The sequence below is a fragment of the Cedecea davisae genome (assembly GCF_044095835.1).
Classification (GTDB): Bacteria; Pseudomonadota; Gammaproteobacteria; order Enterobacterales; family Enterobacteriaceae; genus Cedecea; species Cedecea davisae.
The window spans coordinates 3804013-3816754 of sequence record NZ_CP172054.1 but is presented as its reverse complement, the minus strand read 5'-3'; the positions used below and the strand labels follow the sequence as shown (position 1 = coordinate 3816754).

Below are 12742 nucleotides of genomic sequence, written 5' to 3'. Positions count from 1 at the left end.
CTCGGACTTTAGGCCATAAATGTGATCCTGCCGGGTAGTGACAAATTTCAGGAAAGACTAATGTTCACCGGCAGTTTATTTTCTATCTTTATTGAAAAGGACATTTCAATATGGCAATTCCAGCGTACTTATGGCTTAAAGATGATGGCGGATCAGATATTAAAGGTTCTGTAGATGTGCAGAATCGGGAAGGCAGCGTTGAAGTTGTTAGCTTTTCTCATGGTCTGAATATCCCTACGGATAATCAAACAGGTAAACTTACGGGAACCCGAGTTCATAGCGTCCTTGAGATTGAAAAGGAATTTGATTCATCCAGCCCTTACCTTTACAAAGCGGTATCCAGCGGGCAGACATTACAATCAGCTGAAATTAAATGGTACAAAATTAACTATGCCGGGCAGGAAGAAGAATACTTCAATATGCTATTGGAAAATGTAAGGATTGTTGGTGTGAACCCCATTATGCATAACATTAAATCTGTTGAAAATATGAATCATCTGGAGTCTGTGAGTCTACGTTATGAGAAAATCACGTGGAAGTATTGTGATGGTAATATTCAGCATAGTGATACATGGAAAGAGAAGTCCTAGATTATAAATGAATTAGCATGTAACTGGTTTTCTTTTCAAGGAGCTGAAAAATGACCTGGCTATATGATGTAAAGAAAAAAAGCTTTTACAGAAATGGCGTTTTTATGTTCTATGCCTTATATGCAGGTGCCTCCGGATACAAAAATGATAGTCAGTATGAATGTGTGGTAAATAAGGGGCCTTTACCCAGAGGTAAATATCGGATAATCGGTGCTCCTTTTACTCATGAAATCGCCGGAAGATTTACCCTCCGGCTTCATCCTTATGCCACAAATAATATGTGCGGTCGTGGCGGGTTTTTAATTCATGGCGACAGCATTGCGCACCCAGGAGAGGCTTCAAATGGCTGTATTGTGGCCGCTCCAGCCTACAGGCGAACAATATGGGAAAGTGGTGATAAAGAGGTGCTGGTGAGATGAAGTCTATATTGATCTTTATCGCCTTCGCCGCCGTTATTGCCGGTAGCGCAGTTGCCGAAGTGAAAGATAATCCCTGTGTTGTTGCGCAGTCAGCTATAGGTATAAGCATGCTGGATGCTATGGATAAGGATATGAAAATAGATATCGGAACGATTCTCCACGATAAAACTAAAACAGAGCTTATAGTGAATGAACCGGTTACATATCGGCTTGCTGAGCAATTTGCTGTTACAGATAAGCAGTTGGCTAATAATAAATGGCTGTCGCTAAAAGACTATCTGGACATTTTCTCAGAGAATAACGCCCGTAATTTAATCATTAAATTTACTTTCGAAAACAAAAGCAGCCAGCACGATATCTTCCTTGCCTCAGCTCTGGTCAATGATAATGAATGTTCCGTTAGATTTAATGGATATATTATTGTTAAGCGTGAATTTTAATGGTTCGCAATGCAGCCTGGATCCCAGGCTGCATTAACTCCCTTAAACCAAATGGCAGGCCACGCGGTGGGCGTCACCGACTTCACGCAGGGCAGGGGCTTCCTGGCGGCAGCGCTCGGTCACCCTCGGGCAGCGGGAGGAGAAACGGCAGCCCGGAGGCGGGCGTGACGGGTCGGGGATTTCGCCGCTTATCGCTTCAACCGGCTCGCTGTCCGGGTCGAGGGTTGGCACGGCGGCCAGCAATGCCTGGGTGTACGGATGCAGCGGCTGGCTGAACAGCGCGTCGCGGCTGGCGGTTTCTACCAGTTGGCCGAGGTACATCACCGCCACGTCATCGCACAGGTGTTCTACTACGCCAAGATCATGAGAAATAAACAGGAAGGTGACGCCGCGTTCGTCACGCAGGTCGGAGAACAGGTTGATTATTTGCGCCTGAATCGACACGTCCAGCGCCGAGATAGGCTCATCCGCAATAATAAAATCGGGGTTAAGTATCAGGGCGCGGGCGATGCCGATCCGCTGGCGCTGGCCGCCGGAAAACTCATGCGGAAAGCGGTTGTAGTGCTGCGGCGCCAGCCCGCAAATTTTCATCACTTCCAGAACCTTGTCCCGCAGTTCGGCGCGGGCGCAAAGCTTGTGCTCCAGCATAGCTTCGCCAATAGCGTCCCCTACGCGGATGCGCGGGTTCAGCGAGCTATACGGATCCTGGAAAACCAGCTGGATTTTGGGACGAAGGGCGCGGGCTTCTTTGGCGCTCAGTTCACTCAGCTCTTTGCCGCGATATTTCACGCTGCCGTCGGTTTTATCGTACAGGCCGAGCAGGGTGCGCCCGACAGTGGTTTTTCCGCTGCCGGACTCGCCAACCAGGCCAAAGATGGTGCCAGGCCGGATGTTAAAGCTTACGCCGTCCACCGCACGCAGTTCGCCGGTTTGCTGACCGAACAGGCCATCGCGTAGCTCAAAGTGCTTCTTGAGTCCTTCCACTTCAATAAGATACTGACTGTTCAAGATGCGGACTCCGCTAATTCACTGTAAAAACAGGCGGCCTGCCTGTGCTGGCCGATAAGCGCCGGAACGCCCTGGCGGCAGCGCTCGGTGGCACGCTCGCAGCGATCGGTAAACGCGCAATAAGGCGGAAGCTCTGCCAGATCGGGAACCTGGCCGGGGATCGAATAAAGCCTGCGGCGACGCTCGCCGGGGATCGGGCGGGAGGCGATCAGCCCTTTGGTATAAGGGTGCATCGGGTTGCGCAGCACTTCGGCGGTTGGCCCCTGCTCGACGATGCGCCCGGCGTACATCACCACAACGTGCTCCGCCATCTGCGCGATGACGCCGAGATCGTGGGTGATCAGCATCAGCGCCATATGGTGCTGCCGCGCCCGATCGCGCAGCAGCCGCAGGATCTGCGCCTGAACCGTTACGTCCAGCGCCGTCGTTGGCTCATCGGCGATCAGCAGCTTTGGCTTACAGCTGAGCGCCATCGCGATCATTATGCGTTGCAGCATGCCGCCGGAAAGCTGGTGCGGGTAGCTGGTCATCAGGCTTTCGGCTCGCGCCAGCCCTACGTCAGTAATCATCTGCGTGGCCTGCTGCCAGGCCGTTTTTGGCGTTTCGCCCCGGTGGCGGATCAGCGGTTCGCAAAGCTGTTCGCCGATGGTTAGCACCGGGTTCAGGGCGGTCATTGGCTCCTGGAAAATCATCGCCAGTTCGTTGCCGCGCAGGTCGGCCATTTGCGAAGCTTTAAGCCCCAGCAGATTTTTCCCCTGAAACAGGATCTCTCCCCCGTCGATGCGCGCCGCCTGGGGCGGGAGCAGCCCCATCAGCGACATAGCGGTCACGCTTTTGCCGCAGCCGGACTCGCCCACCACGCCGACGGTTTGCCCGGCGTGAACGGTAAATGAGACATCCTGTACCGCGCGTACCCGTCCTTGTTCGGAGGCAAATGAAAGAGATAGCTGGTTAAACTGGATCAGCGCTTCGCTCATTTCGCACCTCGCTTCATTTTCGGATCCAGCGCGTCGCGCAGGCCGTCGCCCAGCACGTTAATCGCAATCACGGTAATAAAAATAGCGATACCCGGCGGCATCCATAGCCATGGGCGACGCTGGAAATCGATCAGGCTGTTGGCCGTGTCCATCATGTTGCCCCAGGAAGGCGTCGGCGGGACGACCCCAAGGCCCAGATAACTTAGCGCCGACTCCATCAAAATGGCGTTAGCCACCGCCATGGTCGCCATCACCACCAGAATCGGAATGGTATTAGGCAGCAGGTGACCAAAGAGGCGGCGGCGAGCGGAAAGCCCCAGCACTCGGGTTGCCAGCATAAAATCGCGCTCGCGCAGCGAGAGGATCTGCCCGCGCACCAGGCGAGCCAGCTTCGGCCATTCCAGCAGGCTGAGCATGATAACCACCATATAAATGCGTGAGTCAGGGGAGAAGTCGAGTTCGGAAAGCATCGCCCCGGCCACAATCAGCAGCGGCAGGCTGGGGATGGTCATGACCAGGTCGGCAAGGCGCATGATTATCTTATCGGTCCAGCCGCCGGCATAGCCGGAGACCGCGCCCAGCAGATAGCCGAGGGTGACGGACAGCAGCATGGTCAGCAGGCCGATGATCAGCGAAATACGCCCGGCCAGCAGCAGGCGGGTGTAGACATCCCGGCCGAGAAAGTCGGTGCCGAGCCAGTGCACCGCGCCCGGCGCTTTGTTGATCATCAGGGCATCGGTAGCATCGTCCTTCCACGGCGACCAGATTGGCCCGAGGGCGCACCACACCGCCATCACAATCAACAGGCCAAGGCAAAACATCGCCAGACGGTTGCGCTTTAACGTCCGCCAGGCCTGGCGCCACGGCGACGGCGTAACCTGAGCCAGCGCCGGGAGTTCTGCTTTGCGCAGGCTGCGGTTGGTTGAAAACAGTGAACTTAACATTACGCCCTCACGCGGATGCGCGGGTCGGCCCACGCATAAAGTATGTCGGCAATCAGGTTGCCGAGAATGGTCAGCACCGCCAGAAACAGGGTGAAGCCCATCAGCACCGGGTAGTCGCGTGCGGCCAGCGAGTCGATATGAATGTGGCCTGCGCCCGGCCAGTTAAAGACCTTCTCGGTAATGATTGCCCCGGAAAAAAGCCCCGGTAGCTCAAAGCCCAGCAGGGTGATTATCGGCAGCAGCGCATTACGCATAGCGTGCTTGAGGATAACGGTGCGCTCGCGCAGTCCTTTGGCGCGCGCGGTGCGAATAAAGTCCATTTTCACTACGTCCAGCATGCTGGCGCGGAAATAGCGCGTCAGGCTTCCGGCCTGTAGCATCACCAGCGCCAGCACCGGAAGCACCAGGTGGGCGGCGACCTGTAAGACGTAGGCCCAGCCGCTGTCGTCGCTGCCGGTATTGGTCATGCCGCCAACCGGCAGCCAGTGAAGATCCACCGCAAACCACTTGATCAGCAGCAGGCAGAGGAAAAAGGTCGGGAAGGACATAGCGGCAAACACCACCACGCTGACCAGGTGGTCAAACAGTGAGTTGGGCTTCATTGCCGAGATAATCCCGACGGTGAGGCCGATGCCCCAGTAAAATACCAGCGCGATGAAGGCCAGCAGGAAAGAGTTCCAGATGTACTGGTTCAGCAGCTGGCTCACCGGAATTTGGTATTGCAGCGAAAAGCCCAGGTCGCCTTTCAGCAGCTGGCCGAGCCAGTTGAGATAGCGGCTAAACAGCGGCTGGTCGAGGCCATAAATCGCCTTCAGCTCGGCGGCGCGCGCGGCGGTAAGGGTAATATTGCCGTCAATAAAATCGCCGGGCGTTTTGGCAAATAGCATGAAGATAAGAAACGAGGCGAGCAACAGCATCGGCAGGGTTTGCAGCAGGCGGCGCAGGATAAAATTTTTCATTACGTTCTCGCTGCCGCCGCCCGGATAACAGGCGGCGGCAAGGGTTACTACGTTACTTAACGATTTTCACATCCGGCAGGCTGCCGGTCAGGCCGTTGTAAATATCAGGCTTAAAGCCGGTCACGCGGGCGCTGCTGGCGGAGAGAATTTTGCGGTTGCCGAGCAGGATCGCCGGCGGATCTTCTGCCAGCACTTTATACAGCTGGTGATAGATAACTTTGCGCTTCTCTTCGTCAAGGGTGGCGTTGCCTTCGTTGATGAGCTTGTCCACCTGCGGGTTGTTGTAGCCCGAGACTTTGGCTTCGGTGCTGTAGTAATCCCACACGCCGTCGTGCGGATCGTTAAGCGTGCTGGTGCTGAACGAAGCCAGGTCGTAGTTGCCCGCTTTGCGCTGCGCCATCAGGGCGTTGAAGTCCACCACCTGCGGCTTGAGCAGCACGCCAATCTGCTGCCAGTTTTCTTTGGCGATAGGGATCAGCGCATCGTTCAGCACTTTTTTGCTGACCAACAGCGACAGCTCAAGACGCTTGCCGTCCTTCACGCGGATGCCGTCCGGGCCTGGCTTCCAGCCTGCTTCATCCAGCAGTTTTTTGGCCTGAGCCGGATCGTATTTATACGGATTCACGCCTTCCGGGTTATAGGCCCAGGAGATAGGCGAGATAGGCTCGTTGGCAACCGTGCCATAGCCCTGGTACACCACGTCGATAAGCTTCTGGCGATCCAGGCCGTAGATCAGCGCCTGGCGCACTTTTACGTCCTGAAGGGCCGGGCGGCGCACGTTGAATTCAACCTTGCTGTAGTCGCTGGAGCCGTAAAGGTTGATATTGGCGAAGCCGAGCAGTTTCAGCTGTTCGATATCGTCCGGGCGCGAAGTAAAGGCGTCGTAATCCGTTTCGCCGGTCTGGAACAGCTGGAAGTTGGTAGACGGGTTGCTCACGCGATAAATAAAGCGCGGGGTTGGCGGCGTGCCGCGGTAGAAATGAGTATTGGCGTGGAAACGAATTTCCTGGCCTGGAATGTATTTTTCGTACACGTAAGGGCCGTTGCCCAGCGGTTGGCCGTGCAGGGTGCGCAGGTAATCGAGATTGCCGCGCTGGTAGCCTTTGCCGTAATACGCTTTCGACAGCACCGGGCCGCCAATCTTGCCGAGCGTGGTTGCGCCAGGCTGAGTTGTGGTGACCTCGAGCGTTAACGGGTCTATGACCTTCAGGCCGCTTACGCTGTCGGCTTTACCGGCTTTGTATTCCGTGCCACCCGCAATATTGGCCAGCGTAATGTCGGTATCGCCATCATATTTCGGGTCGTACAGCACGGTCAGGGTGAAGGCGACGTCTTCTGCGGTCAGCGGGGAACCGTCGCTAAAGGTCAGGTCCGGGCGCAGTTTGATGGTATAAACTTTGCCGTCCGGGCTGACCGTCCAGCTTTTTGCCAGCCCCGGAACCAGGTTGCCGTGGCTGTCCCAGTCGATCAGGCGCGAGAAAATAACGTTGGTGACGTTTTCGTCCCAGCCGTTAACAAAGAAGTAGGGGTTAAAGATGCCCTGCGGCTCGGAAATCCCGGCCACCACGGTGTCTTTACGCAGTTTTGCGGCGTTTGGAACCTGGCTTGCGTCGGTCGCGGGCGTGATACCTTCTTTTAAGGTTTCATCGGCAAATGCCGCGCCGGAGAAAGCCACCACGCTGCTTATCAATGCAGCCTGTAAAGCAAGGGTAAAGCGCGTGGGTTTTGTTTTTAATACGTTTAGTAACCTGGCCAAAGGCATTCCCTCAATATTTTTCGCTGGATAATTTACAAATCATGACGAAAGATAAAAGCCGGGATCCTGCCTGTCTAACAACGAAATGCTATGGCTTATAGCTTTTGGTTCCTTGTCTCCTGCTTTACGCCGCGGCGCAAGTTGCGATGCCCTTTCTTGCCACTGCCAGCTTCAAGTGTTAAAAGGTGCCCCTTTGATAAAAGACACAGGAGTAGGACGTGAAAAACACGTCAATCGCGTCTGAGGCACAGAGCCAGGACGCAGGGCCGGAGGATGGCCAGCAATTAAAGCGGGGTTTACAGAACCGCCATATTCAGCTGATTGCGCTGGGCGGCGCCATCGGCACCGGGCTGTTTCTTGGCATTGGCCCGGCGATTCAAATGGCAGGCCCCGCCGTTCTTCTGGGCTACGGCGTCGCGGGAATTATTGCTTTCCTGATTATGCGCCAGCTGGGTGAGATGGTGGTTGAAGAGCCGGTATCCGGTTCATTTTCCCATTTTGCCTATAAATACTGGGGCCCGTTCGCCGGGTTCCTGTCCGGCTGGAACTACTGGGTGATGTTTGTGCTGGTGGGTATGGCGGAGCTGACCGCCGGCGGCATCTATATGCAGTACTGGTTCCCGGACGTGCCGACCTGGACATGGGTTGCGCTGTTCTTTGTGGTGATTAACGCCGCGAACCTGGTGAACGTTCGCCTGTACGGCGAGATGGAGTTCTGGTTTGCCTTAATTAAGGTGCTGGCGATTGTCGGCATGATTGGCTTTGGCATCTGGCTGCTGGTATCCGGCCACGGCGGCGAACGAGCCAGCATCGAGAACCTTTGGCAGCACGGTGGGTTCCTGGCTACCGGCTGGCACGGGCTGATTTTGTCGCTGGCGGTGATTATGTTCTCCTTCGGCGGTCTGGAGCTTATCGGCATTACCGCCGCAGAAGCCAGCTCGCCGCAAACCACGATTCCGAAGGCGGTTAACCAGGTGGTTTATCGCATTCTGCTGTTCTATATCGGTTCGCTGGTGGTGCTGCTGTCGCTCTACCCGTGGCTGGAAATTAAGTCCAACAGCAGCCCGTTTGTGATGATCTTCCACGAGCTGAACAGCAATGTTGTGGCCTCGGCGCTTAACTTCGTCATTCTGGTGGCTTCGCTGTCGGTTTATAACAGCGGGGTTTATTCCAACAGCCGCATGCTGTTTGGCCTGTCTATCCAGCGCAATGCGCCGCAGTTCCTGGCGAAGGTTAGCCGTGGCGGGGTGCCGGTGAATTCGCTGCTGCTGTCCGGCGGAATAACCTCTCTGGTGGTGCTGCTTAACTATTTGCTGCCGCACGATGCCTTCAGCGTGCTGATGGCGCTGGTGGTAGCGACGCTGCTGCTGAACTGGATAATGATCTCGCTGGCGCACCTGAAGTTCCGCTGCGCGATGCGCCGTAAAGGGCGCGAGACACGCTTTAAGGCGCTGCTGTATCCGTTCGGTAACTATCTGTGCATCGCCTTTATGATGATGATCCTGGGCCTGATGTGCACCATCGACGAGATGCGCGTTTCTGCGCTGCTGCTGCCGGTGTGGATTGTGTTCCTGTTTGCTGCCTTTAAGCTGCTGCGCCGCAAGGTAGCTTAACTGCCGCTTATTACGCCACCGGTATTTTTCTGAATACCGGTGGCGTGATTAAAATGTAATTTAAAAGCATATTTAATTTGGCTTTAGGAAATATATTCTTTTTGTCATAACAAAATAAACTACAGCGTATTTACAAATAACCGATTAATAAATGACAAGTTTGTCGCTATTTATGGGTTTATAAAATAGTCCTTTCCTATTTCGGTGATTGAGCAGAATATATCGCCGCACACTGCAGGCCTTGCGCCATCTAATAACAACATCGCATACCTTTTGCCACGCTGGCTGGCACTCTTTCTTTATTTTACAGCTCGGGATTTATATGAGACTCAACAACCCTGTTACGCAGCAGGAGCATCTTCTCAGGGAAGGAGAGGCTTTGATGTCGACGACCGATATTCACAGCCATATTACTTATGCCAATTCCGCATTTATTAAGGCCTGCGGATTTGGCGAACAGCAGTTAATCGGCGAAGCGCACAATATTATTCGCCACCCGGACATGCCGCCGGAAGCCTTTGGCGATATGTGGGCTACGCTCCAGCAGGGAGACAGCTGGACGGGAATGGTAAAAAATCGCCGTCATAATGGTGACCATTACTGGGTTCGCGCCAACGTGACCCCGGTTTACCACGACGATAAGCTTACCGGCTATATTTCGGTGCGCACGGTGCCGGGCCGGGAAGAGGTGGCGGCAAGCGAAGCGCTTTATCGGGCGGTAAGGGAAAAACGCGCCGGGCACCTGCGGTTTTACAAAGGGCTGGTCCTCCGTCGCGGCTGGAAGAGCGTGCTGTCGCTGTTTCAGCATCTTTCTCTGTCTAAAAGAGTTGGTGGGGCGCTGGTGCTGGCGGGGCTGCTTGCCGCTGCGATGCCGCTGATGCATTTGAATCATGTTGCGCAGGCGCTGTTGGCTGCGGTTTTGTTTGCCGCGTTGGCCGCCTTTTTACAGCAGCAGGTCATCAGGCCGGTAAAAACTATCGTCCGGCAGATGCAGAAGGTGGTTTCGGGGCAAAAAACCGGGCTTATCCAGTTCAACCGGGTGGATGAGATAGGCCTGATGATGCGCCTGGTGAATCAGTCGGGGCTGAACCTGCGTTCGCTGGTCGATGATGTTGGCGCTCAGGTCGGCGGCATCGGGGAGATAAGCCAGAATCTGGCAACCAGCAGCCGGGCGATGAGCGAGCGAACCGACGAAACCTATGCCCATCTCCAGCAAACGGCGGCGGCCATCGAAGAAATCTCCGGCGCGGTGGAGCAAACGGCGGACTCGGCGGCGCAAACGTCGCAGATGGCTGACCAGGCCAGCAAGAGCGCGCTGGAAGGCGAGCAAATGATGAAGCACACGCTGACGATGATGGAGTCGATGGCCGAGGCCAGCGAGCATATTGTCGAGATAATCAGCGTTATCGACAGAATCGCCTTTCAAACCAATATTCTGGCGCTTAACGCGGCGGTAGAGGCGGCGCGGGCGGGCGTATCCGGGCGCGGTTTTGCGGTGGTTGCCGCCGAAGTGCGCAACCTGGCGCAGCATTCAGCCTCTGCGGCAAAAGAGATCAAAACGCTTATCGACCGCAACGCTATTAGCGTCAGTTCAGGCGTGGGCGTGGTGAAAAATGCCGAAAGGCACATCAGCGAGATGGCGGAAGAAATCGTCCGAATGGCGGGCCTGATAAGGGAAATCGGCGACGCAACCCGGGAGCAAACCAGCGCGCTCGGGCTAATTAATCGCTCGGTGGAACGCATCAGCACCATGACCCAGAACAATGCCGACATGGTGGTTCAGGCGGGGGCGGTGGTGGAAAATCTTAACCAACGCACTCGGCGTTTAACCAGCGCTATCAACGTTTACGGTAGTTAATCCTGCTATGCCGGACCTCGCAGGTGGTGATGTCCGGCATCCAATCCTTTGCCATTTACGCTATCATGCTGCCCTGAAATGAAGCGGGCAAAAGGGCAGGGTAATGAGCGTTAGTCGGAAAGGGATGCTGTTTGTATTGTTTGCGGCGGTGCTGTGGGGCAGTTCTGGCGTGTGCGCCCAGTACATTATGGAACAGAGCCATATCTCCTCTGAGTCGCTGACCATGCTGCGGCTGCTGTTCTCCGGGCTGATCCTGCTGATGCTGTCGTTTATGCACGGTGACAAAATTTTTGCGGTATTTAAGCAGCGCGAAGACTTCATCTCCCTGCTTATCTTCACCCTTTGCGGTGCGCTGACTGTGCAGTTGACCTTCCTGCTGACCATCGAGCAGTCCAACGCTGCGACCGCAACGGTGCTGCAATTCCTTTCGCCGACGATTATCGTGGCCTGGTTTGCGCTGGTGCGTAAAAAACGTTCCGGGAAGCTGGTGTTTGCCGCTATCGGCACCTCGCTGCTCGGCACTTTTATGCTGGTAACGCACGGTAACCCGGCGTCGTTGACCATTTCCGGCAGCGCTTTGTTCTGGGGCATTGCCTCGGCATTTGCCGCCGCGTTTTATACTACTTATCCCTCGAAGCTTATCGCGCGTTACGGCACGTTGCCCGTAGTGGGCTGGAGCATGCTGCTCGGCGGCGCGATGCTGCTGCCGTTTTATGCCAGCCAGATTGGCAGCTTTACCGCTACCGGCGGTACGCTGCTGGCCTTCTTCTACCTGGTGGTGGTCGGTACGGCGATAACCTTCAGCCTTTACCTCACCGGGGCGCAAATGATCGGCGGGCCAAAGGCCAGCATTCTTAGCTGCGCCGAGCCTCTGAGCAGCGCGCTGCTGTCTGTACTGCTGCTTGGCATCAGCTTTACCCTGCCGGACTGGATGGGATCGTTGCTGATTATTTCTTCGGTAATTCTTATCTCGTTGGATTCACGCGGAAAGCTGCATTCCAGCTAATTGTTCACCTTTTGCAAGGTTTAATTCTGTCCAGAAATATCATATTTTGGGGGGCAGAAGTTGCCGTCCTGGTATGGTAAAAAGTGCGCTTCCTGCGCAAAGCACCCCCCGATATAAGGTATTTCAGTGTGATGATTGATAATCTAATTGAGCGTATTTCAACCGCTTTAGAAGCCGACTACACACTGGAAGGCCTGGTCAGACAGCTGCTGGAAATGCTCGAGCTGGTGACCAATATGGAGTCCACCTATCTCACCCGCATCGACCCCGAAGGCAGCCAGCAGCACATCGTCTTTTCCCGCAATACTAAAACGATGAACATCCCTGAAGGGCTGGCCGTGCCGTGGGAAGACACGCTTTGCAAACGCGCGCTGGATGAAGGGCGGCGCTATACCTGCGACGTAGCCAGCGTCTGGGGGGATTCCGAGGCGGCGAAAGCGTTAGGCATCGTGACTTATGTCAGCACGCCGGTGACCCTGGCCGATGGCTCTCTCTATGGGACGCTGTGTGCGGCAAGTTCCGAAAAGCGCATTCTTACCGATCACAGCGAGCAGGTATTGCAGCTGTTTTCCCAGCTTATTGCTCAGCAGATCCAGAATGAGCAACTGATGAAAAAACTTCAGTTAGCCAATGCCGCTCTGACCACCGCCAGCTATACCGACGAGCTTACCGGGCTGCCTAACCGCCGCGCGGTTTTTGACCAACTTCCTCGCCTGTTTTCCCGCGCTAAAGATGATTCTCGCTACGTGCTGGTGGCTTTTGCCGACCTCGACGGTTTTAAACAAATCAACGATATGCACGGCCATGAAACCGGGGATGATTTTCTCTGCGCCATCGGCAACCGGCTGAAAGAGGGCGTGCGCGCTGATGAAGTGCTGGGGCGCGTTGGCGGCGATGAGTTTATCGTGGCGGGCGCGGGGCCTGCGGAATACGATGAAGCCCAGCGTGCGGCGGCGGCTTTCCGTCTGAGGCTGGCCGAATTGCTTAGCGGAGAATACCAGCTTAAATCTTGCGTTATCGACTACGCCGGGCCGAGTATTGGCGCTATCGCCATTAACCCGGCGATAATCACGCCGGACGGCGCATTGCGTGAAGCGGATACTCTGATGTATATCGACAAGAAACGCCGTAAAAACGGCGCGGCGGTGAGCTAAACCTCAACGCCGCGCGTG

The 12742-nt window shown here is 55.3% G+C and carries 12 protein-coding genes; 7 read left to right on the top strand and 5 right to left on the bottom strand.

Going from position 1 to position 12742, the window contains the following annotated elements; all coding sequences use genetic code 11:
• Positions 1 to 110: 110 nt before the first annotated feature.
• From ACG1VR_RS18270 to ACG1VR_RS18260, 3 genes are read left to right on the top strand one after another with little or no spacing between them, the layout of a single operon-like run.
• Complete coding sequence (locus ACG1VR_RS18270) at positions 111 to 590, top strand: Hcp family type VI secretion system effector (protein WP_395489488.1); 480 nt, start codon at positions 111 to 113, stop codon at positions 588 to 590.
• Between the two features lie 50 nt (positions 591 to 640).
• Positions 641 to 1009, top strand: a complete 369-nt coding sequence (locus ACG1VR_RS18265; protein WP_395489487.1) for a tlde1 domain-containing protein — start codon at positions 641 to 643, stop codon at positions 1007 to 1009.
• Positions 1006 to 1449, top strand: a complete 444-nt coding sequence (locus ACG1VR_RS18260) for a Shiga toxin A subunit (protein WP_395489486.1) — start codon at positions 1006 to 1008, stop codon at positions 1447 to 1449. Before ACG1VR_RS18265 ends, ACG1VR_RS18260 begins: the two co-directional genes overlap by 4 nt.
• A 42-nt stretch (positions 1450 to 1491) precedes the next feature.
• On the opposite strand, the gene ACG1VR_RS18255 is transcribed toward ACG1VR_RS18260, so the two are convergent.
• Genes ACG1VR_RS18255 through ACG1VR_RS18235 form a run of 5 tightly spaced genes read right to left on the bottom strand, consistent with a single transcriptional unit; the run spans position 1492 to position 7099 of the window.
• Entirely contained in the window at positions 1492 to 2457 is a 966-nt protein-coding gene (locus tag ACG1VR_RS18255; protein ID WP_395489485.1) for an ABC transporter ATP-binding protein, read from the bottom strand.
• A complete protein-coding gene (locus tag ACG1VR_RS18250) occupies positions 2454 to 3434 on the bottom strand; it encodes an ABC transporter ATP-binding protein (protein ID WP_227319045.1) in 981 nt (326 codons plus the stop codon). Before ACG1VR_RS18250 ends, ACG1VR_RS18255 begins: the two co-directional genes overlap by 4 nt.
• Entirely contained in the window at positions 3431 to 4378 is a 948-nt protein-coding gene (gene opp4C, locus ACG1VR_RS18245; protein WP_395489484.1) for an oligopeptide ABC transporter permease, read from the bottom strand. Before opp4C ends, ACG1VR_RS18250 begins: the two co-directional genes overlap by 4 nt.
• On the bottom strand, positions 4378 to 5337 hold the full coding sequence (locus ACG1VR_RS18240) for an ABC transporter permease (RefSeq protein ID WP_395489483.1): 960 nt from the start codon (positions 5335 to 5337) through the stop codon (positions 4378 to 4380). Before ACG1VR_RS18240 ends, opp4C begins: the two co-directional genes overlap by 1 nt.
• Before the next feature lie 52 nt (positions 5338 to 5389).
• Positions 5390 to 7099, bottom strand: coding sequence for an ABC transporter substrate-binding protein (locus ACG1VR_RS18235; protein ID WP_395489482.1), 1710 nt, complete (start codon positions 7097 to 7099; stop codon positions 5390 to 5392).
• A 212-nt stretch (positions 7100 to 7311) separates the two neighbouring features.
• Here ACG1VR_RS18235 and pheP point away from each other — a divergent pair, with 212 nt between their 5' ends.
• The 4 genes from pheP to ACG1VR_RS18215 all read left to right on the top strand — a co-directional run bounded on the left by pheP (position 7312) and on the right by ACG1VR_RS18215 (position 12724).
• Positions 7312 to 8706: a phenylalanine transporter gene (pheP, locus tag ACG1VR_RS18230; RefSeq protein WP_016535114.1), complete on the top strand. Its 1395-nt coding sequence runs from the start codon at positions 7312 to 7314 to the stop codon at positions 8704 to 8706.
• Between the two features lie 322 nt (positions 8707 to 9028).
• Positions 9029 to 10564, top strand: a complete 1536-nt coding sequence (locus ACG1VR_RS18225) for a methyl-accepting chemotaxis protein (protein ID WP_395489481.1) — start codon at positions 9029 to 9031, stop codon at positions 10562 to 10564.
• A 103-nt stretch (positions 10565 to 10667) separates the two neighbouring features.
• On the top strand, positions 10668 to 11570 hold the full coding sequence (locus ACG1VR_RS18220) for an EamA family transporter (protein WP_016535116.1): 903 nt from the start codon (positions 10668 to 10670) through the stop codon (positions 11568 to 11570).
• Between the two features lie 131 nt (positions 11571 to 11701).
• Positions 11702 to 12724, top strand: coding sequence for a diguanylate cyclase domain-containing protein (locus ACG1VR_RS18215; RefSeq protein ID WP_395489480.1), 1023 nt, complete (start codon positions 11702 to 11704; stop codon positions 12722 to 12724).
• The last annotated feature ends 18 nt before the right edge of the window (positions 12725 to 12742 follow it).

Excerpts from the sequence above, each read along its gene's own strand:
- ACG1VR_RS18270 (WP_395489488.1), top strand. The coding sequence starts at position 111 with ATGGCAATTCCAGCGTACTTATGGCTTAAAGATGATGGCGGATCAGAT.
- ACG1VR_RS18265 (WP_395489487.1), top strand. The coding sequence starts at position 641 with ATGACCTGGCTATATGATGTAAAGAAAAAAAGCTTTTACAGAAATGGC.
- ACG1VR_RS18260 (WP_395489486.1), top strand. The coding sequence starts at position 1,006 with ATGAAGTCTATATTGATCTTTATCGCCTTCGCCGCCGTTATTGCCGGT.
- ACG1VR_RS18250 (WP_227319045.1), bottom strand. The coding sequence starts at position 3,434 with ATGAGCGAAGCGCTGATCCAGTTTAACCAGCTATCTCTTTCATTTGCC.
- opp4C (WP_395489484.1), bottom strand. The coding sequence starts at position 4,378 with ATGTTAAGTTCACTGTTTTCAACCAACCGCAGCCTGCGCAAAGCAGAA.
- ACG1VR_RS18240 (WP_395489483.1), bottom strand. The coding sequence starts at position 5,337 with ATGAAAAATTTTATCCTGCGCCGCCTGCTGCAAACCCTGCCGATGCTG.
- ACG1VR_RS18235 (WP_395489482.1), bottom strand. The coding sequence starts at position 7,099 with ATGCCTTTGGCCAGGTTACTAAACGTATTAAAAACAAAACCCACGCGC.
- ACG1VR_RS18225 (WP_395489481.1), top strand. The coding sequence starts at position 9,029 with ATGAGACTCAACAACCCTGTTACGCAGCAGGAGCATCTTCTCAGGGAA.
- ACG1VR_RS18220 (WP_016535116.1), top strand. The coding sequence starts at position 10,668 with ATGAGCGTTAGTCGGAAAGGGATGCTGTTTGTATTGTTTGCGGCGGTG.
- ACG1VR_RS18215 (WP_395489480.1), top strand. The coding sequence starts at position 11,702 with ATGATTGATAATCTAATTGAGCGTATTTCAACCGCTTTAGAAGCCGAC.